Source organism: Paraniabella ginsengisoli (genome assembly GCF_022513635.1).
Classification (GTDB): domain Bacteria; phylum Bacteroidota; class Bacteroidia; order Chitinophagales; family Chitinophagaceae; genus Niabella; species Niabella ginsengisoli.
In genome coordinates, this window is sequence record NZ_JAKWBL010000001.1 from 619,821 (window position 1) to 642,899 (window position 23,079).

25 protein-coding genes, 5 tRNA genes and 2 pseudogenes are annotated in these 23,079 nt (G+C 38.4%); 18 read left to right on the top strand and 14 right to left on the bottom strand.

The window, feature by feature from the left end; translation table 11 throughout:
• Positions 1-163: 163 nt before the first annotated feature.
• Both MKP09_RS03445 and MKP09_RS03450 read left to right on the top strand, forming a co-directional pair.
• Positions 164-916 carry a phosphosulfolactate synthase gene (locus tag MKP09_RS03445; RefSeq protein WP_240826446.1) on the top strand — a complete coding sequence of 251 codons (753 nt, stop codon included), beginning with the start codon at positions 164-166 and terminating at the stop codon, positions 914-916.
• Positions 867-1,598 (top strand): shikimate dehydrogenase family protein, encoded by a 732-nt coding sequence (locus MKP09_RS03450; protein WP_240826447.1) that lies wholly within the window; start codon positions 867-869, stop codon positions 1,596-1,598. Before MKP09_RS03445 ends, MKP09_RS03450 begins: the two co-directional genes overlap by 50 nt.
• A gap of 198 nt (positions 1,599-1,796) precedes the next feature.
• Here the strand turns inward: MKP09_RS03450 and MKP09_RS03455 are convergent, their stop codons facing one another.
• From MKP09_RS03455 to MKP09_RS03475, 6 genes are all read right to left on the bottom strand, one after another.
• Positions 1,797-2,666 carry a TonB-dependent receptor plug domain-containing protein gene (locus tag MKP09_RS03455; protein WP_240826448.1) on the bottom strand — a complete coding sequence of 290 codons (870 nt, stop codon included), beginning with the start codon at positions 2,664-2,666 and terminating at the stop codon, positions 1,797-1,799.
• A complete protein-coding gene (locus MKP09_RS03460; RefSeq protein ID WP_240826449.1) occupies positions 2,654-4,327 on the bottom strand; it encodes a carboxypeptidase-like regulatory domain-containing protein in 1,674 nt (557 codons plus the stop codon). The genes MKP09_RS03455 and MKP09_RS03460 overlap by 13 nt, the downstream gene beginning before the upstream one ends.
• A gap of 78 nt (positions 4,328-4,405) precedes the next feature.
• On the bottom strand, positions 4,406-4,795 hold the full coding sequence (locus tag MKP09_RS28580) for an HYC_CC_PP family protein (RefSeq protein WP_449586464.1): 390 nt from the start codon (positions 4,793-4,795) through the stop codon (positions 4,406-4,408).
• An 86-nt stretch (positions 4,796-4,881) separates the two neighbouring features.
• Positions 4,882-5,754, bottom strand: coding sequence for a cupin-like domain-containing protein (locus MKP09_RS03465; RefSeq protein WP_240826451.1), 873 nt, complete (start codon positions 5,752-5,754; stop codon positions 4,882-4,884).
• Between the two features lie 118 nt (positions 5,755-5,872).
• Positions 5,873-6,205, bottom strand: coding sequence for a riboflavin synthase (locus MKP09_RS03470; protein WP_240826452.1), 333 nt, complete (start codon positions 6,203-6,205; stop codon positions 5,873-5,875).
• A gap of 38 nt (positions 6,206-6,243) precedes the next feature.
• Positions 6,244-6,522 (bottom strand): hypothetical protein, encoded by a 279-nt coding sequence (locus tag MKP09_RS03475; RefSeq protein ID WP_240826453.1) that lies wholly within the window; start codon positions 6,520-6,522, stop codon positions 6,244-6,246.
• 50 nt (positions 6,523-6,572) lie between these two features.
• On the opposite strand from MKP09_RS03475, the gene rpsU reads away from it, so the two are divergent.
• From rpsU to MKP09_RS03545, 16 genes and pseudogenes are all read left to right on the top strand, one after another.
• The gene (gene rpsU / locus MKP09_RS03480; protein ID WP_240826455.1) at positions 6,573-6,770 is read left to right on the top strand and encodes a 30S ribosomal protein S21; all 198 of its coding nucleotides are present in this window, start codon (positions 6,573-6,575) and stop codon (positions 6,768-6,770) included.
• A gap of 58 nt (positions 6,771-6,828) precedes the next feature.
• The gene (locus MKP09_RS03485; protein ID WP_240826456.1) at positions 6,829-7,734 is read left to right on the top strand and encodes a tyrosine-type recombinase/integrase; all 906 of its coding nucleotides are present in this window, start codon (positions 6,829-6,831) and stop codon (positions 7,732-7,734) included.
• A gap of 122 nt (positions 7,735-7,856) precedes the next feature.
• Positions 7,857-8,156 carry an HPF/RaiA family ribosome-associated protein gene (locus MKP09_RS03490; protein WP_240826457.1) on the top strand — a complete coding sequence of 100 codons (300 nt, stop codon included), beginning with the start codon at positions 7,857-7,859 and terminating at the stop codon, positions 8,154-8,156.
• A 696-nt stretch (positions 8,157-8,852) separates the two neighbouring features.
• Positions 8,853-8,925 (top strand) — tRNA-Thr (locus MKP09_RS03495).
• 74 nt (positions 8,926-8,999) lie between these two features.
• Positions 9,000-9,082: transfer RNA gene (locus MKP09_RS03500), tRNA-Tyr, on the top strand.
• 46 nt (positions 9,083-9,128) lie between these two features.
• Positions 9,129-9,201: transfer RNA gene (locus tag MKP09_RS03505), tRNA-Gly, on the top strand.
• An 84-nt stretch (positions 9,202-9,285) separates the two neighbouring features.
• Positions 9,286-9,357, top strand: a tRNA-Thr gene (locus tag MKP09_RS03510).
• A 214-nt stretch (positions 9,358-9,571) separates the two neighbouring features.
• Complete coding sequence (locus MKP09_RS28585) at positions 9,572-9,775, top strand: GTP-binding protein (protein WP_449586467.1); 204 nt, start codon at positions 9,572-9,574, stop codon at positions 9,773-9,775.
• On the top strand, positions 9,757-10,374 hold the full coding sequence (locus MKP09_RS28590) for a GTP-binding protein (RefSeq protein WP_449586718.1): 618 nt from the start codon (positions 9,757-9,759) through the stop codon (positions 10,372-10,374). Before MKP09_RS28585 ends, MKP09_RS28590 begins: the two co-directional genes overlap by 19 nt.
• A complete protein-coding gene (locus MKP09_RS28595; RefSeq protein WP_449586469.1) occupies positions 10,367-10,756 on the top strand; it encodes an EF-Tu C-terminal domain-related protein in 390 nt (129 codons plus the stop codon). Before MKP09_RS28590 ends, MKP09_RS28595 begins: the two co-directional genes overlap by 8 nt.
• Positions 10,757-10,925: 169 nt before the next feature.
• A tRNA-Trp gene (locus tag MKP09_RS03520) sits at positions 10,926-10,996 on the top strand.
• A gap of 41 nt (positions 10,997-11,037) precedes the next feature.
• Complete coding sequence (gene secE / locus MKP09_RS03525; protein ID WP_240826458.1) at positions 11,038-11,286, top strand: preprotein translocase subunit SecE; 249 nt, start codon at positions 11,038-11,040, stop codon at positions 11,284-11,286.
• Positions 11,287-11,289: 3 nt separating this feature from the next.
• Positions 11,290-11,603: pseudogene (locus tag MKP09_RS27835) on the top strand (transcription termination/antitermination NusG family protein); the annotation flags it as partial.
• 99 nt (positions 11,604-11,702) lie between these two features.
• On the top strand, positions 11,703-11,882 hold the full coding sequence (nusG, locus tag MKP09_RS27840) for a transcription termination/antitermination protein NusG (RefSeq protein WP_240829186.1): 180 nt from the start codon (positions 11,703-11,705) through the stop codon (positions 11,880-11,882).
• Between the two features lie 302 nt (positions 11,883-12,184).
• On the top strand, positions 12,185-12,712 hold the full coding sequence (locus MKP09_RS03540) for a glycine zipper family protein (RefSeq protein ID WP_240826459.1): 528 nt from the start codon (positions 12,185-12,187) through the stop codon (positions 12,710-12,712).
• 84 nt (positions 12,713-12,796) lie between these two features.
• Positions 12,797-13,306 carry a DUF6799 domain-containing protein gene (locus tag MKP09_RS03545; protein ID WP_240826460.1) on the top strand — a complete coding sequence of 170 codons (510 nt, stop codon included), beginning with the start codon at positions 12,797-12,799 and terminating at the stop codon, positions 13,304-13,306.
• 245 nt (positions 13,307-13,551) lie between these two features.
• Here MKP09_RS03545 and MKP09_RS03550 read toward each other — a convergent pair whose 3' ends face one another.
• From MKP09_RS03550 to MKP09_RS03585, 8 genes and pseudogenes are all read right to left on the bottom strand, one after another.
• Complete coding sequence (locus MKP09_RS03550; protein WP_240826461.1) at positions 13,552-14,133, bottom strand: hypothetical protein; 582 nt, start codon at positions 14,131-14,133, stop codon at positions 13,552-13,554.
• Positions 14,134-14,201: 68 nt separating this feature from the next.
• The gene (locus tag MKP09_RS03555) at positions 14,202-15,077 is read right to left on the bottom strand and encodes a cytochrome d ubiquinol oxidase subunit II (protein ID WP_240826462.1); all 876 of its coding nucleotides are present in this window, start codon (positions 15,075-15,077) and stop codon (positions 14,202-14,204) included.
• Positions 15,078-15,204: 127 nt separating this feature from the next.
• Positions 15,205-15,486 carry a cytochrome ubiquinol oxidase subunit I gene (locus MKP09_RS25345; protein ID WP_262915100.1) on the bottom strand — a complete coding sequence of 94 codons (282 nt, stop codon included), beginning with the start codon at positions 15,484-15,486 and terminating at the stop codon, positions 15,205-15,207.
• A pseudogene (locus MKP09_RS03560) lies at positions 15,483-16,543 on the bottom strand (cytochrome ubiquinol oxidase subunit I). The gene MKP09_RS25345 and the pseudogene MKP09_RS03560 overlap by 4 nt, the downstream one beginning before the upstream one ends.
• A 338-nt stretch (positions 16,544-16,881) precedes the next feature.
• Positions 16,882-17,547 carry a hypothetical protein gene (locus MKP09_RS03570; protein WP_240826464.1) on the bottom strand — a complete coding sequence of 222 codons (666 nt, stop codon included), beginning with the start codon at positions 17,545-17,547 and terminating at the stop codon, positions 16,882-16,884.
• A gap of 286 nt (positions 17,548-17,833) precedes the next feature.
• A complete protein-coding gene (locus tag MKP09_RS03575) occupies positions 17,834-18,787 on the bottom strand; it encodes an SEC-C metal-binding domain-containing protein (protein WP_240826465.1) in 954 nt (317 codons plus the stop codon).
• Between the two features lie 50 nt (positions 18,788-18,837).
• A complete protein-coding gene (locus tag MKP09_RS03580) occupies positions 18,838-21,201 on the bottom strand; it encodes a preprotein translocase subunit SecA (RefSeq protein ID WP_240826466.1) in 2,364 nt (787 codons plus the stop codon).
• Positions 21,202-21,353: 152 nt separating this feature from the next.
• A complete protein-coding gene (locus tag MKP09_RS03585) occupies positions 21,354-23,069 on the bottom strand; it encodes an ArnT family glycosyltransferase (protein ID WP_240826467.1) in 1,716 nt (571 codons plus the stop codon).
• Between the last annotated feature and the right edge of the window lie 10 nt (positions 23,070-23,079).

Here is a 23,079-nt window from a genome sequence, read left to right on the forward strand (position 1 = left end):
AGCGTCAACAAGTGTATTGCCTCATTAGGCTCATTATCTTTCCTTTTATTGAACATAATATAATACATTTGCCGCTATCTAATTTGAATTAGCGAATGAAGTTTAATCTGACTCAACTACCAGAAAGAAAAAACAACCTCGAACATCGGGCCTTACTATGGTAATGGACAAGGGCCTCAGCTTAGAAGAAGCCAAAAATTTTATGGATGTTTCGCAGCCCCATGTTGACATTGTGAAATTAGGTTTTGGTACAGCCGTAGTTACGCCCAAGCTGGAAGAAAAAATAGCAGTGTACAAATCTCATGGTATGGCTGTTTACTTTGGAGGTACTTTATTTGAAGCATATTTAGTACGTAATCAGATGCAGGATTATATCAACACCTGTCAATCTTTTGGTATAGATTATATGGAAGTTAGTGACGGCTCTTTGGTAATTCCACATGCAGAAAAATGTGGTTACATCGAGAAGTTGACAAAGTATGGTACTGTATTAAGTGAAGTGGGTAGTAAAGATGCAACACATATCATACCCCCTTATAAATGGATCGAACTGATGCGCGCCGAATTGGAAGCCGGCTCCTCATATGTAATTGCTGAAGCAAGAGAAGCAGGTAATGTTGGTATTTACAGAGGAAGTGGAGAAGTGCGTGAAGGCTTGGTGCAGGAAATATTAACACAAATTCCTGATGAAAAAATAATCTGGGAGGCGCCGCAAAAAGCACAACAATTATATTTTCTTGAATTGATTGGATGTAATGTTAATTTAGGAAACATTCCCCTAACGAAGTTATTGCGCTGGAAGCTATGCGTATCGGGCTTCGCGGCGATACATTTGATCTATATCTTGATAAGAAAACTTCCGCCTGATGAACTTGTACGGACTCATCGGCATGCCTTTGGCCCAGTCTTTTTCTAAAAAATATTTTACAGAAAAATTTGAAAAAGAGCATATCGCCAACGCCGCTTACGAGTTATTCCCACTTGAAAATATTTCTCTATTAACAGATTTGTTGCAAACTCATCCTGAGCTGAAAGGCTTGAATGTAACTATTCCCTATAAAGAACAGGTATTACAATTTTTAAATGCTTTGAACAACGAAGCAAAAGAAATCGGCGCCGTTAACTGTATAAAAATCAACAACGGTCAATTAACCGGCTTCAATACAGATGCGCCTGCTTTTGAAAAATCTTTATTACCGCAATTAGCATCTCATCATAAAAAAGCATTGATCTTGGGTACTGGCGGTGCCGCAAAAGCCGTGCTTTATGTTTTGAAAAAGTTGGGTATTGAATACGCTTATGTTTCCCGAAATAAAGGCGCAGGCTTTGTTTATGAAGATTTGACTAAAGAAATTATAGAAGCCTATCCGCTTATTATTAATTCAACACCTTTAGGTAGCTTCCCCAAAGTTGATACTGCACCTGATATTCCGTATCAATATTTAACTGACAAAAATTATTTGTACGATTTAGTTTACAATCCTGCCAAAACCTTGTTTTTACAAAAAGGCGAGGAGCGCGGTGCCGCTATAAAGAACGGTTATGAAATGCTGGTTGGCCAGGCAGAATTAAGTTGGGAAATTTGGAATACAAAGTGATTCTTATTGAGCCATCTGTAAATATATAGCGTCAATATTGCGTCGCACTCTTCAGCAGTAATACATATCTGATCCTATATTAACAACGATAAGTCTTTAAGCGGTCTGATCATCTCGGTCTGAACAAAACATAATTTTAGCAGACCTTCCAGGTTTTCAAAACCTGGAAGGTTTGCTAAACGGTAGATTTAACAAGGCTTACTTGATATTAAATCTCATCCCTACATAAATCATTCTACCTATAACCGGTCCCCAAATCATCGAACCATCAAAGTATTGGCCGAAAGGATTTTGAGCATCAATAATTCTTTCTTTTTGAACATAATTGGTAAGGTTTTCTCCGCCTACATAAACCTCCCATTTCTCACCAAATTTTTTACTTACCTGCGCCGCCATTTGAAAATAAGATGGAGCATAAGCAGGCATTTGCAAACCCATAGGATTGCTTCCAGTGCCAGGAATTCTCTTTTTACTTAGCCATTGTGTGGTATAATCAAATTTCCATTTGTTGGTAGTTTCGTAAGCCAGGTTTATGAATGCACGATGTTTAGCGGTAAACGGTTTTTCCAACAATCCATTTTGATATTGAGTTTTTACATCCAACCATCTGTAAGCCATTCTCACATCCAATTTTCTAATCAATTCATAATTCAATTCTGCCTGAAGGCTATTTGCGTAAGATTTCCCGGTAAGGTTATAAAAGCGGATGGCTTGCGGGTTTGCGTCTAAATCAATTACTGTTTGATTATTAAATTGTGTGCGATATGCATCAAAAGCAATGGATCCATTATGACCATTTAATTTGAAATTGTGGATGAAGTTTAAACCATAGTTCCATGCTTTTTCCGGGTTTAGTCCATAACCATAAGTTGAGGAAGGGTTCACGATCTCGTATTGTCGCGAGCTTACAAAAACGCCTACATTTTCTGCAAAAATATTGCTTACACGAAATCCCGATCCGCCAGAAAGACGCAGATTTGTTTTAGGTGAAAAGTCATATTTCAAGTGCATGCGTGGCGTGGTGATGAATCCATAAAGATTGTGATAGTCGGCTCTTAAACCTGCCAATGCTGTAAGCTTATCGGATACGTCATAAGTATATTCAAAAAAGCACCAGGGACTATTTCATTGCGTTTGAATATTAGGGTGTTAAAGTTTTCGTTATAATTTTCATTGGAGAAACTCAATCCGGTTTTAAACTTATGATTGGTATTGCCAATGATAGATTGATAAATCAGGTTTCCATATACGGTAGATTGTTTTCCGACGTAGTTCGAAAGCCCGTAATAGGCGTTGTTGGTATATCGGTTGGCTGATAGTATCAGACCAATGCTTTTATATTTATGTTGAGGAAATATATATCCTATTTTACTGGTAAAACTGTATTGTTCCGCATCTATTCCCACGCCATAAGCATTAGTGGTGCCAATATCTTTAAAGCGATCAAAATTAGTTTGTCCTGCGTAGCGCTTGTCCTGCATAGCTTTCAGCGCAAGCTGAATAATCCATCCGTTGTTATCAACATACTTCCAGCGGTTGATAATATTCCATTGCGAGCCGGTTGGTAAATCTTTAAAGCCGTCATTATTATCATCTACTTTTCGATCGCTATAATTGCCATGCGCCAACAAGCCCACGCTCCATTTATCATTCAGCTTATGAGCTGTATTGATATTGGCTTCCAGGCGACCCATTGTATTGGCATAAGTATTTACAAATAATTTTTCCGAATTATCAGGCTTCTTTTCTTCGATGTTGATTTGTCCGGCGATACTTTCATAACCATTTACTACAGACCCCACGCCTTTGGTTAGCTGAATACCTTCAAGCCATGGGCCGGGTACATAAGTCATTCCGTAATGAGAAGCGAACCCTTTAATCTCAGGGGTATTTTCTGTTAGGAGTTGTGTGTAGTTGCCAGACAAGCCCAGGAGTTGGATCTGCTTTACGCCGGTAACGGCATCGCTGTAACTAACATCTACTGATGGACTGGTTTCAAAGCTTTCAGATAAATTACAACAAGCCGCTTTGGTAAGCTCGCCAACACCGAGGTTTAGTTTATTTAAAACGCTTAGAGTAGAAACATAGGACGACGGTGTTCGGGATGTAACAATTACCTCTGTTAAATCACTGTTTACAGAGTTTTTTAAAGTGATAGAAAGCATTTCGGAGCTATTGACAGTAATAGTGTCCGATTTAAAACCAACATAACTCACTACTATTTGTGCTGGTAATTTTGTCTCAAAATGAAAAACGCCTGAGCTATCGGTTGTAAATTGCTCGTCAGCGTGAATATTGTTTATAGTGGCATTGCTAAGTGGTGTTAGCTTTCCTTTAATGCTTTCTTCAAGTACAACTCCGGTGATACCATGTAGAGCGTGTGCGTCAGCCTCATTGTCTGATCGGGAATAGCGGCAGCAATCCGGTAATTTTTTATAAGAATCATCAGCACTTTTGGCTTTTTCATTATCGTGGCCAGCGTTGGCTATTGCTTTGCCTATTTGTGCTGCAGACGTTTTGGTGCTATCGAAACTTATAGTAAGCAATTGTGTTCCGGCTTCCCAAACGGCAGTTTTTGCTTTATGATCAAGCGCGGTGGTTTCAATACGTTCTTTGCACATATCGCAAACGCCGCGTACTTTAAATGTTTCAGAGATGGTGTGTTTTTGCGCAATGGCTGCATCGCTGATTATTAGCATCAACGCAAAAAATAAATATTTAACGTTCATTCAAAATTATTTTTTAAGAAAAGAAAGAATAGCAAATCCAATAGCCATAGCTATTGTGTAGAAATTTGATCTTTCTTTCTAAATCCTGAAAACGTTATATAAAATGGATCGACTGGGGATCGCCGGTGGCGACGTGTCTGCCATTTGAGACAGAATATTGCGCGTTGAAATCGACGCCGATGTAAAGGTGTAAAAATTCGGAGGCGTTATGGCCAATTGGCTGGTCGCATAAAGACTAAGAGATTCAAAAGCATTACTGCGCTGATCGTCGGAAATCTTTATTTGAAGTGATTGGTCTTTGCAACAATCTTTACTTTTTTCCTGAACGGTGCAGTTGGCATGATGGGTCTGAACCTTTAAAGAAACACTTTTAAGTTTACCACAGCAATAAAACAGGTTCACACTTACTCCAAACGAAGTGAAACTGTAAAGTGTAAGTAGTGCTACTATGGTAAATTTTTTCAACAATGGAATTGCGCTTCTTAATTTTCACAACAACTAAGCAGGAGATTTGTTCAAAATATCAAATTAAAGATTAATTGTTTTCTGGAATTTTATATGGTGTTCAATTCTCTATCTGCATTTTTATAGAGATTGACTCTTTTCCTTGCATACCACCACTTTGGCGCTGTTTTCTTCATCAATGTATCAATATTGCGCATACCAAATAAATTCCAGGCACCATGCAATTTGCCGCCAATGCTGCTTTGCAAGGCGCGCAGGCTCATCGCAAAACCAGCATCAATATATTCCATGTGGTGCCAATAACCTGCCGGCATAAACAAAGTGTCGCCATGTTCAAGGATCACTTCATAACCTTTTGCAAGTTTTACTGCCGGAAAGCTTTCATAATCGAAATGTTCATTATAGTTAGCATAATTAGCCAGGCTCAAAACTTCCCAGGGTTTTCTATAAAGTTTGCGTTGTTCTTCAAAAGGAAAGAGCAATACTCTTTTTCTTCCCAAAAACTGGGTATGTAAAATATGGCTCAGGTCAATGTCGAAATGCATGTGGGTGATGGCTCCCTGCCCACCAACAAACAGCATTGGAAACCTTTTTACAAACCCGTTCATATATTCATCCGGCCAGGAAAAGTCTTTAACAATTTGAGGCGCATGTTGAAATATATTGAAAAGAAAAATACGCAGGTCAACCGGCCCTTTTTTTACCATTTGCAGGTATTCTCCAAATTTCAAGTAGGCGTCAGCTGTATTGATAGGAGTGTAGGAGTCGCTTTTGACATTGTTGTAAACACCTACTTCTTTGTCGCCAACAATGTCTATAAAATAATCCCAATTCCATTTATTATAAGCGGGCCATTGCTTTGCCAGGCCTTTTATGATCAACGGTTTATTGGGGTTGTAATATTTTGTTTTAAACTCCTGTTGAGAAATTGTCTCAACCGTATCAATTGGTCTTAGGTCCATTTGTTTTTGCTTTAAACAATGTGCAAAATTATGTAAACTAAAAATTAAAGATTACAATATTTTGAAAGAGGGGGTGGGAAATGAATCTCCTGTTTTGAGGCGATTTTTTTAATAAAAATCATTTGTTATTTAATTCCCGGCTTCTTAAAATATATTTTCCAATTACATCAAATTCAATATTTACAGTACTTTGGGCTTTAATAAATCGAATATTGGTATAATTGTATGTATATGGAATTACAGCTACTGTAAAGCCGTTAGTGGTTACATCAAAAACGGTAAGGCTAATGCCGTTTATACATGCAGATCCTTTTTCGATCATCAAAGGCGCAAATTTTTCATCGAATTCAAATACGTATTCCCAACTTCCATCTTTTTCTGTTACCGAAAGGCATTTCGCCGTTCCATCCACATGGCCCTGCACAATATGTCCGTCAAGCCTGCCGTTCATTATCATGCATCGCTCAAGGTTTAACAGGTCATTTTCCTTTAACGATCCAAGATTTGTTTTTTCAAGGTTTCGTTAATGGCTGTAACACTATGTACATTACCTGAAATGGTTTCCACAGTAAGGCAGACGCCATTGTGGCTCACGCTTTGGTCTACTTTTAATTCATTGCTTATATCGCTTTCTATCCAGAAAGTTTTATTACTACCTGAAGATGCTATTCTTTTTATGATTCCTGTTGCTTCTATAATTCCTGTAAACATGATGCTAATTTCAGGGTCTATAACATTCTTACCAAAATATTTGTTTATAAAAAACATTTCTCTATCTTTGCAACCTCAAAAAAATTACCAAAGGAGGTATATAAATTATGTTAATTATTGATTCTAAAGACTGCGAAAACATCGACAAGGCGCTGAAAAAGTACAAAAAGAAATTTGAGAAATCTAAAGTGCTTTTGGAATTGCGTGAACGTCAGGCTTTTATAAAGCCATCGATTAAGCGTCGTGGCCAGGTTTTGAAGGCCGTGTACAAGCAGCAGATCGCCAGCGGTAAAATCGAACTATAATTATACGAGATTTTGAATAAATTGCAGTCCCACAGAATATGTGGGACTTTTTTATTTTATGTCGGAAAAACTTGCAACATATATTGCCCCCTTTACCAACTATTTAAAGTTTGAAAAGCGGTTTTCACAAAATACGATCATAGCTTATGAAGGTGATCTTAACGAATTCAATATTTATCTGCTTCGCGTATTTGGCGATACCCATTTGGCTGAGGTGACTTATCAGCTGGTGAGGAGCTGGTTGGCCGAACTGAAGGAGCATGGCCTGACATCAAAAAGTATTAATCGAAAAATATCTACGCTGAAGTCTTTCTTCAAATTTCATTTAAGAACAGGGAGCATTTCGGCTAATCCCATGGCTAAAATTGTTTCTCCTAAAACAAATAAGCGCCTCCCGGTATTTATTAAGGAGGATGATATTCAGTTTTTACAAACAGCTGTGGCAGCTTCAACGGAAGATTGGAAATCTCTTAATGCGAAAATGCTTGTAACTCTATTTTATGGCACCGGCTTACGTTTGAGCGAGTTGATCAACTTAAAGGAAAAGCAAATGGATTTTAGCAGGCAACAAGTGAAGGTATTGGGTAAAGGTAATAAAGAGCGGAGCATTCCTTTGTCTGACGAGATGATCTTGACTATAAAACACTACATTGCTTTGAAACGCAAGGAATTTGAAAAAGGAGAAGAAGAGGTTTTGTTAGTTACAGAGAAGGGTAAAAAATTGTATCCGAAATATGCTTATTTATTGGTAAAGCAGTTACTATCTGCCATTCCAACGCTTGACAAAAAGAGCCCACACGTGCTAAGACACAGTTTTGCCACACATTTGGTAAATAATGGGGCAGAGCTAAACGCAGTAAAAGAATTATTAGGACATTCCAGTCTGGCTGCCACGCAGGTGTACACACACAATACTATTGAAAAGCTGAAAGAAGTGTACAAAAACGCCCATCCTAAAGCATGATTTATAGAAAACTTTAGCAATTATTTTTTGAGAATAGATTATGTTTTTATTAATTTTAGTATCAGTTGATACAGTTCTTTGAAAACATTTTATTGATTATTCACTCTTTAAATATATGAACTATGAATGTAAACATTCAAACGGTTAATTTTGATGCAGATCAAAGACTAATTGATTTTGTTAGTCGAAAAATGGAAAAACTGAATACGTTTCATGATCGCATCATTGAGTCGGATGTATTTTTGAAATTGGACAATGTGGTACACCATATTAAAGACAAGATAGTGGAGATAAAAGTGCATGTGCCCCGCCACAGCTTTTTTGTAAAATCTTCCAGTAAATCCTTTGAAGAGTCGTTTGACAGTGCCTTCGACTCCCTCGTAAACCAGGTGAAAAGGCGAAAACAAAAGATGATTGCTTAAATAAAATACTTAAGCCCTGCTGAAAAGCGGGGCTTTTTTTGTGTGGAATTATCTTACGTTTATGTGTTATAACGAGTGAGAGGATTATTTTTTAATAGAAAACGCTACTTATGTATAAATCAAAGTATAAAAAGTGTATGCTGATATTGTCTATTGTTCTTGTTGGATATGCTTGTAGGCAAAACCATAAAGCGGTCTTGGGAAAGTATTCGGCCGTGAATTATAAAAATACACGAGATACAATTTATTTAATGGAGCACAATAGGTATATCCGAAAGGTTTATAATCAAAACGGTAAACTGATTTTGAAGATGAATGCATTGTGGGAACATAATGACAGAGAACTTACTCTTTATTCTTTTTTCTCAACTTAGACAGAGATCTTACTCAATATCCTGAACTGATAGCTGATACAACCATGGAAATGAGTACAGTTTTGGAAACGAATTTTTCTAAAACAAAATTCTGCACTGGTTATTTGGAAAATGAAAACTGCTATATTAAAGTAAATTGAAGTCATTGTAGCAGCATTATATTTTAAACGAACGCTATTTATTTTTTATAAAAATATTCTTTAACGTATTTTGACGTTTGGAAAATTCCCCCTACTTTTGCCTTCCAAATTTTTAGGGTATTACTTGCTGTATTGTTGAAATACATTGAAATACCGAAAAATCAGTTCTTTTTAAATAATAAGCCGAAGTAGCTCAGTTGGTAGAGCAGCTGATTTGTAATCAGCAGGTCGCGGGTTCGACTCCCTTCTTCGGCTCAGTTAAGTTAAAAAGTTTATAAGTTGACATGGTGAAAAGGTTCTTTCCTTGTTCAACTTAAGACTTAAAAACTGGGTAGGTGGCCGAGTGGTTAAAGGCGACAGACTGTAAATCTGTTCTCTCACGAGTACGCAGGTTCGAACCCTGCCCTGCCCACAGTTCTTTGAATTTCAAATTTGAAATTTCAGATTTGAAATTATTAGCGGGAGTAGCTCATTTGGTAGAGCGGTAGCCTTCCAAGCTTCAGGTAGCGAGTTCGAGCCTCGTCTCCCGCTCTGTGTAGATGACAGAAATGAGATGACGGTTGACAGTATTATTGTCAACTAACAACGGTCATCTGTCAACTTAATATTTGACAAGCCGTTGTAGCTCAGTGGTAGAGCACTTCCTTGGTAAGGAAGAGGTCGTGAGTTCAATTCTCATCAACGGCTCTATTGTAAGGTGAAGATGAGTTGAAAGTTGGAAGGTTTAAAAGTTGATAAAGGAATAAGAAATCGATCGTATCAACTGGTTAAACTTGTCAACTTATTAACTTGTCAACTGTTAATATATGCACAGCAGTACAAGAGTGCGACGCAATAGCGCTGATAGTAGTACATTTGCCGGGCACAGAATTATAAAAAACAACTTTAAAAACAGATAACAATGTCAAAAGAGACCTTTAAGAGGGAGAAACCCCACGTAAACATTGGTACCATTGGCCACGTTGACCATGGTAAGACTACGTTGACTGCCGCAATTACTGAAATCCTTTCTAAGAAAGGTCTTGCGACAGCAAAAAATACGACGATATTGATGGTGCACCTGAAGAAAAAGAAAGGGGTATCACAATTAATACAGCTCACGTAGAGTATCAAACAGAATCTCGTCACTATGCACACGTTGACTGTCCAGGTCACGCTGACTATGTGAAAAATATGATTACTGGTGCTGCTCAGATGGACGGTGCTATTCTTGTAGTTGCGGCTACGGATGGTCCTATGCCTCAAACTAAAGAGCACATCCTTTTAGCTGCACAGGTTGGTGTACCTAAAATGGTTGTATTCTTAAACAAAGTTGACCTTGTTGACGATCCTGAACTTTTGGAATTAGTAGAATTAGAAGTTCGTGAAGAGTTGAGCAAGCGTGGCTTTGATGGTGATAACACACCAATCATCAGCGGTTCTGCAACTGGTGCATTATCTGGTGATGAAAAATGGGTTGGCGCTATTACTGAATTAATGGATGCTGTTGATAGCTATATTCCACTTCCTCCTCGTCCAATCGATCTTCCAATGCTGATGTCTGTAGAAGATGTATTCTCTATCACAGGCCGTGGTACAGTTGCTACTGGTCGTATCGAAAGAGGTAAAATCAAAACTGGTGATCCGGTTGAGAGTAGGTTTGATGGAAAAACCATTAACTTCTACAGTAACAGGTGTGGAAATGTTCCGCAAAATATTGGATGAAGGTGAAGCTGGTGATAACGCAGGTTTATTATTACGTGGTATTGAGAAAACTCAAATCCGTCGTGGTATGGTAATTTGTAAGCCAGGTTCAATCACTCCACATACTGATTTCAAAGCTGAGGTTTATGTATTAAGCAAAGATGAAGGCGGACGTCACACTCCATTCTTCCAAAAATACCGTCCTCAATTTTACTTCCGTACAACTGACGTAACAGGAGAGTGTACTTTACCAGAAGGAACAGAAATGATCATGCCTGGTGATAACACTACCTTAACTGTAAAATTGATCACTCCAATTGCGATGGAAAAAGGTTTGAAATTCGCGATTCGTGAAGGTGGCCGTACAGTAGGTGCTGGTCAGGTTACTGAAATTCTTAAATAAGGCCCACCTAAATCCTCCCGAAGGGAGGACTTTGGAAAAGCTTCGAATACTTTTACAAAGTACCTTAGGCATCAGCTTGGGTACTTTGTTTTTAAAAACAGTTCTTTAATTTTTTAGCGGCTTATTAAGCCCCTCCTCCAGAGGAGAGGGGTTGGTGAGGCCGCTTTATACGGGCATAGTTCAATGGTAGAATAGCGGTCTCCAAAACCGTTGATCAGGGTTCGAGTCCTTGTGCCCGTGCTTTTTGTTAGGTTGAAAAGTTTACAAGTTTAAATGTTGAATTGGATGTACTTGTTAACCGGTCAACTTTTGAACATATCAACTACACTACAATGAACAAGTTTGGCAATTATTTAAAAAATAGCTACAAAGAATTAGCTGAAAAGGTAACCTGGCCTGATTGGGCGCAGTTACAGCAATCTACTATGATTGTTTTGGTTGCTACTATCATTATCACACTTATAGTATGGTTGATGGACTTTTTAGCTGGTGGCGGCCTTAATTTCTTATACAAAATATTATACAGCTAAGAAATGGTAGAAGAAAATAACGTAGAAAATAAAGCTGCAGAAGCGCCTCAACAAGATACCAAATGGTATGTGCTGCGTGTGGTAAGCGGTAAAGAGCGTAAGGTAAAGGAGTATTTGGATAAAGAGATCTCACGTAGCCCTTTTGAAAAAACAGTGAAACAGGTATTTTTGCCTGTTGAAAAAGTATATAAGGTACAGAACGGGAAAAAGTGATGCGCGAGCGTAACTACTATCCCGGCTATGTGATGATAGAAGTGCAGGATGGAAAGATGAGCGATGACCTGAGGGATTTAGTAGTAGCTACCAATAGCGTAATACATTTCTTAGGTAAAGACAATCCCATCTCCTTGCGCAAGTCTGAAGTGAACAAAATGCTGGGCCGCATGGACGAGATGAACGAATCTGGCGGTGTGAGCATGATTGAGCCATACATAGTTGGGGAAACTATAAAGATCGTGGAAGGACCGTTCAATGACTTTAATGGTATTATAGAAGAAGTAAACGACGAAAAGAAGAAATTGAAAGTGATCGTGAAAATATTTGGACGTTCAACCCCTGTGGAATTGAATTATATGCAGGTGGAAAAAATTATCTAAAATATTCAAAATAAATTTTTATTAAAAGCTGTCTGTTATAGACAGCTTTTTTTGATTCTTCTAATTGATTATCAATTTATTAAGATAGCTAATGAACGATTTGTGCCGCTCAATTAGGTTTTTTTATGATTTGCTCCGCAACTTGATTGGCATAATTTTTTGTCTATAGGTGGTAAATCAATTTATAACCAGAAATTGAGTTAGTAAAACAAGCTAGTTACAATAAATTCTTAAAGTGATATTGTTTTTAGCGAATCTGACAAATCAGATCTATCTAACCAACAAACTAAAAAAATAGACAAATGAAACATTTTAAAATTTTATCAATAGTAGCTTTATTCGTTACTTTTTTGATGATCGCATGTACAAGCAGGAAAAAAGATGAAAATGCCGCTAATACACAAATGCAGGACACTTTAGGTTTAGCTGAATATCAAAAATGGAAAATGGAAAGTGAAATACGCGAGGAAATCGAAGCAGAAAAGGAAATGGAAACTAAGCAGGCAGCTGCTGCTGCAGCTCCTGTAAGAAGATCATCATCTGCAAGTTCTTCCAACTCAAGAAACAACACTACATATAATAGTGGTGGAAGTGGTGAATCAAATTCAGGTACAGCTTCTGCACCAGCCCCGGCTCCACAAAAGAAAAGAATGAGCCATACCGCTAAAGGTGCTATTGTTGGAGCAGCTTCGGGTGCTGTAATTGGTGCTGTAGCCAATAAAAAGAACAGATTAGGTGGTGGTGTAGTAGGTGGAGTTATTGGTGCGGCAACGGGCGCAGGTGTGGGTGCAGTAGTGGATAAAAAAGAAAGACAAAGAAACGGTTACTAATTTCAAAAATAGTGGACATGCCACTTTTGAAAATAAATTTTTAACAAAAATGATCATATATCTGATCGACCAAACTCAAACAAAATGAAAAAATTATTAGTAATTGCTTCTGTTGCTGCTATTGCAATGGCGTGCAACAATTCAGCAAACAGTGCTGACGCAAATGATACAGTTACAACATCAAGTATTGATACTTTACCTACGGCACCTGCTACTCCGGAATATGTAGAAGGTGATGTAATCAAGAAAGATGGTCAATTAGTGGTATATACTAACGGGGCATGGGTTCCTGTTGAGAAAGATATTACTTTGGATAATGGAGTTATAGTGAAAACAAATGGAGAGATAGTAGACAAGGAAGGTAATAAAGTTATTTTGGAAGATGGAGAGCGTGTTACAAAGGCTGGGGTGTTTTTTGACAGGACAGGTGCTGCAATTGATAATGCATGGGATGCTACGAAAAGAGGCGTAAATAATGCGACCGAAGCAACCGGAAACGCTGTAGAAAAAGGTTATGACGCCACTAAAAAAGGTGTAGAAAAAGCTGCAGATGCTACAAAAGAAACGGCGCAAGACGTAGGACAAGCTTTTTAAAAAGGGTGCCCAGAAAGTAGGAGACAAAGCAAAAGAAGTAAAAAAGATATTGAAAATTAAATAACGCTTTTTGGTTATGTTTTGATAAGAGGTGACGCTTTGCGCTCACCTCTTTTTAATTAGGCTTTCGAAATTCTTTGTACTTGTCGCTGATATATGTAATCATTTCAGCACGGTTATGATGTTGCCTGCAAAACTCGTAAGAAGGCCGGTACCTATTCATAAATAATTGTAAAGAATCACCTTTAAGTCCGGTTAAAGAGCTTACCCATGCCGGCGCGAAAACATAATCTATATACGCTTCTTCTTCCTGCTTTTGTAATCTTTTCTTCAACAGCCGCGTTTCTTTTTGTCTTTGGAAAAAAAAAACTAAAAGGGCTTAAAACAATTCCAACGCCAGCCTGTGGTGTATTCCCTCCTGTAATACCAGGCGGTTTTTCATAAGCAAATGCATATTGTTGCCTGCGTCTTATAGAATCTCTTCTGTACTCGGACATAACAGTTACACCAGCAAGAAACGCTGCCTCTTCGATCAATGCTGCATCATATCCCGAAATAAAAAATTGAGATTGTACGATTACTGTATCACTTATAAAACCTGTGTGAGAATATACAATGCGATCGTTCTCATTTGCTGGAATTGAATAATATCCGTATTGATCTGTTAACACAGATGCGTTTCGGGTAGTATTGGTTACGCTTGCATTTGCTAAAAAGGATAGCGTGTCGTAAGTAAAATTGTTTACGCGTCCTTTAACAACATTCTGGCCAGCCGCAGAAAAGGTGGTTGTCAGCAAAGTGAAGATGAGGTAGTATCGGTATTGCATATATAAAAATAACAGATGTGAAATCGCTATTAGCTACGAGTTAAAATAATTGTTTGTTAAAGATATTTTTATTCTTCCTGTCTATTGGAGAAACTGTAAAGAAGATAAAACAAAGAGGGGAGAATCAAAACGCTGCCAGCCAGTAACGCAATACCAAGTGAGCGAATGGTTTTGACATCTCCATGTTGTGTTAAAAGGGAAAGCCCTTCACTGTTTTTTAAATTGATCAATACCGGATAATGTTCGTAAGTGATAGCAACAAGTAATAAGGTTATCTGTGCTGCGGCAATAACACGTAATAATTTTGTTTGCCTTGTAAATAAAGAAGCCCACATCCATATTAATGAGGCGATGGCCAACAGAACGCAGGCTATACTTACCGGATTGCCAAAAAGCCAATGTGCCAAAGGAATATTTTCAATGGTAGCTACTATAAAAACAAGAACAGCGGCGATCAGCGCTGCCAGGCTCATGTGTTTGGATTTTGTTACAAATCTCGTTTTATCTTCCTCTGATTTCGTTTCTCCAATAATAAAAATGGAAGCTAAGAATGCGCAGATAATTACTGTGAAAATACCGACAGCCACAGGAAATGGCGCCAGCCAGCTAAATACATAAGCATCCAGAAAGTTATTGGCGTTAGGATCAATTCTGCCAGACACAGCGCTGCCTGCAATGATACCTAAAAATAAAGGTGTGATAACACTTGAATACATGAACGTTTTGGAATAAACAACCTGCATCTTGTCTTTCACTGCATCATAATTCCTAAAAGTAAAAGCCGTACCGCGAGCAATAATGCCCAACAACATTATGGTTAATGGTATATGCAGGTAAATGGACATGGTAGTATAAATGACCGGAAATCCTACAAACAAAATTACTATTGCAATGATCAGCCACATGTGATTGGCCTCCCAAATGGGACCGATAGCGCGGTACATTACTTTGCGCGTGCGGTCTTTACTTTTTGTGTAGAAAGAAATTCAAGAACACCCGCGCCGAAATCTGCTCCGCCCATCAAAACATATAACAGAACAGCAGCCCACAAATATGCCATCACCACGTAAATCACGATAGTTGAGTTTTTAATTTTTCATCTGTCGGAAGATCATATAATGTACCTACCATTTTTACCTGCCGGTATAGAAGCACTATTACAATAACGCTTAAAGAAAGATAAACCGCAGAAAAAATATAAAAGGAATATACAATGCCCGGCATTGGCGTTACAGCATCGATGGTACGCATATAACCATACATAATCCAGGGCTGGCGGCCAACCTCTGTTACGATCCAGCCAGCTTCAACAGCAATAAAACCAGCCGGAATAGCTACTACAAAAAGTTTCAACAACCATCTTTTTCAAGCCAGCCTTTCTTTCTCCATAAAATAAACAAATACAAAAATGCGATCAGCATCATACCAACACCCAGAAATATCATTACCTGAAAGGCATAATGAACAACTGCAACGGGTGGCCTTTCATTTTTAGGAATAGCATCCAATCCGGTAACTTTTGCATTAAAATCGCCATGTGCTAAAAAGCTTAACCCACCTGGAATCTTAATAGCATACTTAACCGTTTCCGTTTTTTCATCAGGCACACCGCCAATAATAAGCGGAGCGTTTTCTTCTGTTTTAAAATGGGCTTCCATCGCAGCGAGCTTCGCCGGTTGTCTTTTAGCTACATCTTTAGCTGAAAAATCGCCGCTGAGTGGTTGAAGTATGGCGCTTATTACTGCAAATATGGCTGCAATTCTAAAGGCTTTCCTATGAAAGGAAATGTTTTTTCCCTTCAATATCATCAATGCATGTACTCCGGCAACTGCAAATCCTGTAGCTACTGTTGCTGCTAATATCATGTGTATGGCCTGCGATAGCCATGCATCGTTAAACATAGCAGCAATCGGATCAACATTGACATACTTTCCGTTTACATAATCAAACCCTGTCGGGCTGTTCATCCACGCGTTAGCAGCTACCACTAATATTCCGGAAGCAAGGCCGCTTACACCAACTATAACACCCGTAAACCAATGAAACCATTTGTTGAAGCGGTTCCATCCATATAAATAAAAACCCAGCGCAATAGCTTCAATAAAAAAGCAGTTCCTTCTAAAGAGAAAGGCATACCGAAAATAGGTCCGGCATGTTTCATAAATTCGGGCCATAATAAACCCAATTCAAAAGATAACACTGTACCCGAAACAGCACCTGTTGCAAAGAAGATGGCAACGCCACGGCTCCAGGCTTTGGTAACATTTTTATAAGTGGCATCACCTGTCTTCAACCATTTGTAATGGGATACAGCCATGAAAAATGGCATGATCATACCAATACATGCGAAGATGATGTGAAACCCAAGAGAAAGTGCCATTTGCGAACGAGCCGCAAGAAAATCATCCATAAGCGTTATGGATTTAGAGTTGAATTGAACTGTCGCAGGCAAAGGTACGACAGAACATTTAATGAGTTGTAAGTATCATTAAATACGCGCAGGATATTTTTTAAGTCATCAGTGAACATGTGGCGTCGGTGTTGTGTCACTCCCTTCAACTGTGGAATATAACTCATCCTATATAAACGCGGATTTACCGTCATCCCGAGCGAAGTGAAACGTAGCCGAGGGATCTTCGGGCTATTCTGGGATTGCTCGACTTCACTACGTTGCGCTCGCAATGACGATACAATAGCCACAAAAATAATTTTACAATGCAAATTGTTAGCTCGCGCTAATCAAAATATTTACTCGCAATTATACGCTGTATATATTTTATTGCCATTACGATCTTTAGTCTCTTTGGTTATTAATCTTCTGAAAGATCCGTCATCATCTTCTTTCAGCAGCGCCACGCCTGTGTTGTATTTTGCAAGCAGGAAGGCTGTCGCCAATTCTTTTGAAGCGCCGCCCCAGCCTTTGATCTGATCAAATTCATCAACCAATATTTGTGGGAAAGTAGGCTGATATTTAATACTACTTCCATCCGCATTTTGCACAGTTATCCCTGGCCTTCTGGGATATTTAAGATTGAAATTTATAGCAGATTGTTTGTTGGTAAGAATGAGCGCATACATAAGTCCATTCGGTGTAGCTACATATCGTATGTAATTGGAATCGATTATTACCTCATCAATAAATCCATAAATGTCTCCGCTGGAAGGAGGCGATTGATCAGTATGAATGTGTATATCAGCAAAGCGGTTACTGATAGAAGGTATTGAGCCGTTGTTAATATTTCCGGCGAAGGCATCAGACTTTATAACCTTTCCGCTCCAATCTTTTCCGAAAGAAATCATATGTTCTTTGTTATCTAATGCTTCTGCATTTCTGATATTTTTAAAGCCTCGGCAAATGTATCGGTTGTTGCCAATTGCGTTACAGTCAATATGCCCTCCTTCGCTTCTGTGCAAAGCCGTTGGAGTGTGGTGTCGGAATCAGGAGATGACGTATGATTTTTGTTACACTGTTTAAAAGTTGCTAAAAGAGCTAATATGATTAGTGGAACAAGCTGCATTTTATAAGATAAAGTGGTTAACCTTTTGAGCTTAAGGCGTTTTCCCAGCAGATGCTCGCTGATTTTTTTGCGCAGATTGGCGCAGAATCTGCTACAATCTGCGGTGTTTTAAATCTGTTGAAAATCAGTGGGAACGTTATTCTGTTATCAATACGAATCAAGAGTTTAAATAACTTTTTTACCTAAAAAATCCCTCCAAAATTTTGAAGGGATTGAGATATTTTATTCGCTGCCTTTTCCGTGGCATTGTTTGTACTTTTGCCGCTACCACAAGGACAAGGATCGTTTCTTCCAATTTTTGGCCCTACCCGGATAGGCTCCTGTTTCACCGGCGGCGCCGAAGGATCGAAATAATCGTTTTCGTTTGCAGCATAATCATTACCAGCCGCATCGATCTGATCTTTGTTAGCGCTTAGTTTGCTAAGGTCTGTTTTTTCCTGGCGCCCTTCTTTGATCTGATTATTTTGCTGTTGCTGATCTGGTAAATTAGCTTGAGTTAAGAAAGCAATGATATCCTTGTTCAAGTTTGTCGTCATGTTATTGAACAATTGGAAAGCTTCTACTTTATAAATTACCAATGGATCTTTTTGCTCCAAATACGCTGTTTGTACACTTTGTTTTAAATCATCCATCGATCGTAAATGATCTTTCCATGCTTCATCAATTACAGCAAGTGTGATTGATTTTTCCATACTTGAAGTAAGCGCTTGTCCGTTAGTCTCAACTGTTTTGTCAAGTGGTGCTAATACGTTGATCGCTTTTCTGCCATCCGTAAAGGGCACTACAACATTTTCAATGTGGCTGCCCTGGCTGGCGCGGATATCTTTAAATACAGGAATGGCTTTTTTCCCTATACTGTCCACATGATTGGTGTAACTCTGTATCGCTTCTGTGTATAACTTGTCAGCCAGCTTACCTGCATCAAGTGATTTGAAATCATCCTGTGTAATAGATGTATCCATGCCGAAATTGACAATACATGCCAGTTTGAAGCCTTCAAAATCTTCCTGTTCTTTGAACGAAGAAGCAAGGCTTTCAGCAACAATTGAAAAGGCATTGTCAATATCAAGTGATAGCCTTTCTCCAAACAAAGCGTGGTTTCTCTTTTCATATACCGCATTTCTTTGTTTGTTCATTACATCATCATACTCCAATAATCTTTTACGTATCCCAAAGTTGTTTTCTTCTACTTTTTCTGTGCGCGTTGGATGGAGTTACTAATCATGCTGTGTTGTATCACATCTCCTTCTTTATAACCCAGTTTATCCATCATGCCTGCAATACGCTCGCTACCGAACATACGCATCAAATCATCTTCTAATGAAACATAGAATTGTGAACTACCCGGATCTCCCTGGCGACCGGCACGACCACGCAACTGCCTGTCAACACGACGACTTTCGTGACGTTCTGTACCAATAATAGCAAGTCCGCCTGCATCTTTTACACCAGCTCCTAATTTAATATCGGTACCACGACCAGCCATATTGGTGGCGATTGTTACAGCACCAGCCAACCCGGCTTCGGCAACAACATTAGCCTCACGCGAGTGTTGTTTTGCGTTTAATACATTGTGCGGAATTTTCTTCTGCTGCAGCATGCGTCCCAACAGTTCACTGATCTCAACCGAAGTAGTACCTACCAGTACCGGCCTGCCTGCATTACGCAGTATTTCTATTTCGTCAATTACTGCCTTGTATTTTTCGCGTTTTGTTTTATAAACAAGATCCTGCTTGTCATCTCTTATAATAGGAACGTTAGTAGGAATACTTACTACATCTAATTTATAAATGCTCCATAACTCACCAGCTTCAGTTTCAGCTGTACCGGTCATGCCCGCTAGCTTGTGATACATCCTGAAAAAATTCTGTAATGTAACAGTAGCGTAGGTTTGGGTAGCAGCTTCTATTTTTACATTTTCTTTCGCTTCCAAAGCCTGGTGTAAACCGTCGCTGTAACGGCGTCCATCCATGATACGGCCTGTTTGTTCATCTACAATTTTAATAGCGCCATCAATCACTACATATTCCACATCTTTTTCAAACAATGCATAAGCTTTCAGCAATTGCTGTACAGAGTGAATACGATCGGCTTTTTGAGAATAGTCGCTAAGAATAGCTTCTTTTTGTTTTAGCTTTTCTTCTGCTGGAGCATCACTCGTTTCAATGTCTGCAAGGCTTACACTAATATCGGGTAATACAAAGAATTCAGAATCTTCCCCAGATTTGGTAATAGCACCTAATCCTTTTTCAGTAAGATCAACCGATTTATTTTTTTCATCAATTCTGAATAGTAACTCTTCATCAATGATATGCATATTGCGTTCCTGATCCTGCAGATAATAATTTTCGGCTTTTTGAAGTTTTACTTTTATGCCCGGCTCGCTCAAAAATTTAATTAGCGGATTATATTTTGGAAGCCCACGGAAAGCACGGAACAAATGAAGCCCGCCTGTTTTAGGATCGTCTTCGCCTTTTTCAATTAATTTTTTTGCTTCATTTAAAGCAACTCGTACTATTTTTTCCTGCTCCTGAAACAGCTGATGTACACGCGGTTTGTGAATATGATATTGCTGATCATCACCTTTATCAACTGGTCCACTAATAATGAGCGGTGTTCGGGCATCATCAATCAATACACTGTCAACCTCATCTACCATTGCATAATGGTGCTTGCGTTGTACCATTTCATCAGCAGTATGCACCATATTATCACGCAAGTAATCGAAGCCAAATTCATTATTGGTTCCGTAGGTGATATCTGCTAAGTAAGCATTTCTTCTTGCCGCAGTATTTGGCTGGTGCTTATCAATACAATCTACACGCAGGCCTAACCATTCAAATATGGGTCCGTTCCATTCCTGGTCACGACGAGCCAGGTAATCGTTCACCGTTACGATATGAACACCTTCTCCCGCCAATGCATTCAAATATGCAGGCAAAGTAGAAACCAGCGTTTTACCTTCACCGGTTGCCATTTCGGCAATTTTACCGCTGTGTAAAACGGCGCCACCAATCAGCTGTACGTCATAATGCAACATGTTCCAGGTGACTTTACCACCAGCAGCTGTCCATGTATTGCTATAAATTGCGTTGTCGCCGTCAATAGTTATATGTTCACTTTTTACACTTAATTCTTTGTCAAGATCTGTGGCTTTAGATACTACTGTTTCATTTTCCTTAAACCTTCGTGCTGTTTCTTTCATCACAGCAAAAGCTTCGGGCATAATTTCTTCTAAGGCCTTCTCAATTTCTTTATTACGATCTTTCTTTAGCTCATCAACCTGCTTGTAAATATTATCTTTTTCAATTAATGCTTCATGCGACAGGGCGTCGGCATTTGTTTTTAAGGCATTGATCTCTTCATCAATTTTGCTAAGATGTTGTTTAATACGCTCTCTGAACTCCAGTGTTTTATTACGAAGTTCATCATTTGTAAGAGACTGATATTGGTTGAAAAAAGTATTTACTTTTTCAATAATCGGTTGAAGTTTTTTTGTATCTTTTTCAGACTTGCTGCCGCCAAAGACTTTCGATAGGAAACCAAACATGATATTATATTAATAATTTAATTCTTTTAAAAGACAAACCCAGTCAAAAACAGTGCTACGCCAAATAAAAGACATTTTGACAGGGTCGCAAAGATAAGCCCAATTAGCTAATTAGCCAATGTGAATGACGTGTCCTTTTACTCTTTTTGTACCTATTCAACCTTAACCGTATAAAAGGCGCTGGCAAAATTTCCAGAAAAAGAACGATTTTTTATTGAAAACAACAACTTATAAATCCCTGGTTTTTCAGGTGATTTTAAATTTATATCCATCAGGATTTTTTGATGAGGTAAAATTTTGTCGCCTGTTATTTTATAATCCTCTTCAGAATTGATGAATTCTCCCTTCGCAATGAAGAAAGCATAATCTATTTCGAGAGAATTGTAAAGACTAATTGCTTCCTCTGATTTATTTTCTAAAACGATTTGAATGGGATATTCACTATTTATCTTCAGGTTTTCAGGTAATTGTTTAGGTTCTATCTTAAGCGCGTTCACGCATGTGAATTGTTCAATTGGATAAAGTTTCCCTGGATTGTATTTGGTATCAATATACTTTAGTGAAGAATCTCGCTCGCTGGTCATCTGGTAATGCCAAACTTTTTGTCCTGCAATCAGGCAGTCATTCTCCAGGTTGTAATTTGTTTTTCTATAACTTTTGGTGTTGTAGTCGATGGCAGTTACATCGCTGTAATAATATTTATATAAAGAAGGAAGCACGTAAGAATTTTCAAATACAACAGGCGTTTCTCCAACTGTATGATGTAAGGTTTCTGCCCATTGCTTTCCGTAAAAGAAAGGATAATAGTGCCTGATCAAAGTAAATGGTGAGTTGGGAATTAAAAACAAAATTCTGGCAAGAATTATAATTGCAATATTGGCGATAGCAAATTTTTTGAAAAGACGTTGATATTTTTGGGTGCCGTTATTTATTAAGGCCATACACAAAGTAATAAACGATGGAACGGCAATTAATGTCCAATGTGCTTCAACAGTATTTTTAAATGATGAGATAAGAAAGAATATTAAAGTGCCGGCAAAAATGAACAAATGTGTTCTCAGCAATTGGTCTTTAATTTTCAGGCGATAACAGGTTGCATAAAATAGCAATGAAATGAATGGGCCGAAAACTAATATCTGCCCCGATAAATAATCTGTTGTATGATTGATTCTGTAATGCCTTGCTAACCGCTCATTTAGATGATACCTGAAGCTGGGCCAGTCGTGCTGGTATTGCCAGTAAATATGTGGCAGGAAAAGTAGGGTAGTTATAAAAACAGTAAGCCAGAAATATCTGTTAGCAAGTATTTTTAAATTTGATAACACAACAAATACAATCAATAAAATACCATGATACTTGCTGTAAAACATACCTGTTATACACAGGGCCATTAGCAAACTGTTGCCTACGCTTCGTTTATTTAGAAAGCTTTTGTAGGTTAATAAAAAAAGTGAAGCAAAAAATAGTAATGGAGCATCGGGTGTTGTAATAAAACTGTAAACATTAAGTAGCAAGGTAGAAGCGCAAATGAAAATATACCATTTAATATTTTTCAGATAATCGGGTAGCGCTTTGTAAATAATCCCTACCGATAACGTTGTAACGATTACAGTGCCCAACCTCGTAAATAAAGAACCGTGGCCAAAGCTTTCTCCAATGCGAATAAGTAATGCAACCACCGGCGGATGATCGAAATAGCTCCAGTCGATGTTTTGAGAAAGATGCCAATAGTAAGCTTCATCGCCTTCAAGCCCTAGGAAGTAAGCCTGTAGCGCATTTACAATAAACCAGCAAAGCATGAAATACAGTAATATTTTATGTTCCTTGTTGCGGGTTAAAGCATTGTTATCGGTTAGTATTGCACTCATGTCTAGATCG

Bases quoted from the DNA above. Each gene is read 5' to 3' on its own strand.
- MKP09_RS03540 (WP_240826459.1), top strand. From the start codon at position 12,185: ATGAAACATTTTAAAATTTTATCAATAGTAGCTTTATTCGTTACTTTT.
- MKP09_RS03550 (WP_240826461.1), bottom strand. From the start codon at position 14,133: ATGCAATACCGATACTACCTCATCTTCACTTTGCTGACAACCACCTTT.
- MKP09_RS03575 (WP_240826465.1), bottom strand. From the start codon at position 18,787: ATGAACAAACAAAGAAATGCGGTATATGAAAAGAGAAACCACGCTTTG.
- MKP09_RS03460 (WP_240826449.1), bottom strand. From the start codon at position 4,327: ATGAACGTTAAATATTTATTTTTTGCGTTGATGCTAATAATCAGCGAT.
- MKP09_RS03485 (WP_240826456.1), top strand. From the start codon at position 6,829: ATGTCGGAAAAACTTGCAACATATATTGCCCCCTTTACCAACTATTTA.
- MKP09_RS03580 (WP_240826466.1), bottom strand. From the start codon at position 21,201: ATGTTTGGTTTCCTATCGAAAGTCTTTGGCGGCAGCAAGTCTGAAAAA.
- nusG (WP_240829186.1), top strand. From the start codon at position 11,703: ATGATTGAGCCATACATAGTTGGGGAAACTATAAAGATCGTGGAAGGA.
- MKP09_RS03470 (WP_240826452.1), bottom strand. From the start codon at position 6,205: ATGAACGGCAGGCTTGACGGACATATTGTGCAGGGCCATGTGGATGGA.
- MKP09_RS03465 (WP_240826451.1), bottom strand. From the start codon at position 5,754: ATGGACCTAAGACCAATTGATACGGTTGAGACAATTTCTCAACAGGAG.
- MKP09_RS03450 (WP_240826447.1), top strand. From the start codon at position 867: ATGAACTTGTACGGACTCATCGGCATGCCTTTGGCCCAGTCTTTTTCT.
- rpsU (WP_240826455.1), top strand. From the start codon at position 6,573: ATGTTAATTATTGATTCTAAAGACTGCGAAAACATCGACAAGGCGCTG.
- MKP09_RS03475 (WP_240826453.1), bottom strand. From the start codon at position 6,522: ATGTTTTTTATAAACAAATATTTTGGTAAGAATGTTATAGACCCTGAA.
- MKP09_RS03490 (WP_240826457.1), top strand. From the start codon at position 7,857: ATGAATGTAAACATTCAAACGGTTAATTTTGATGCAGATCAAAGACTA.
- MKP09_RS03555 (WP_240826462.1), bottom strand. From the start codon at position 15,077: ATGTACCGCGCTATCGGTCCCATTTGGGAGGCCAATCACATGTGGCTG.
- MKP09_RS03585 (WP_240826467.1), bottom strand. From the start codon at position 23,069: ATGAGTGCAATACTAACCGATAACAATGCTTTAACCCGCAACAAGGAA.
- MKP09_RS03445 (WP_240826446.1), top strand. From the start codon at position 164: ATGGACAAGGGCCTCAGCTTAGAAGAAGCCAAAAATTTTATGGATGTT.
- MKP09_RS03545 (WP_240826460.1), top strand. From the start codon at position 12,797: ATGAAAAAATTATTAGTAATTGCTTCTGTTGCTGCTATTGCAATGGCG.
- MKP09_RS28585 (WP_449586467.1), top strand. From the start codon at position 9,572: ATGTCAAAAGAGACCTTTAAGAGGGAGAAACCCCACGTAAACATTGGT.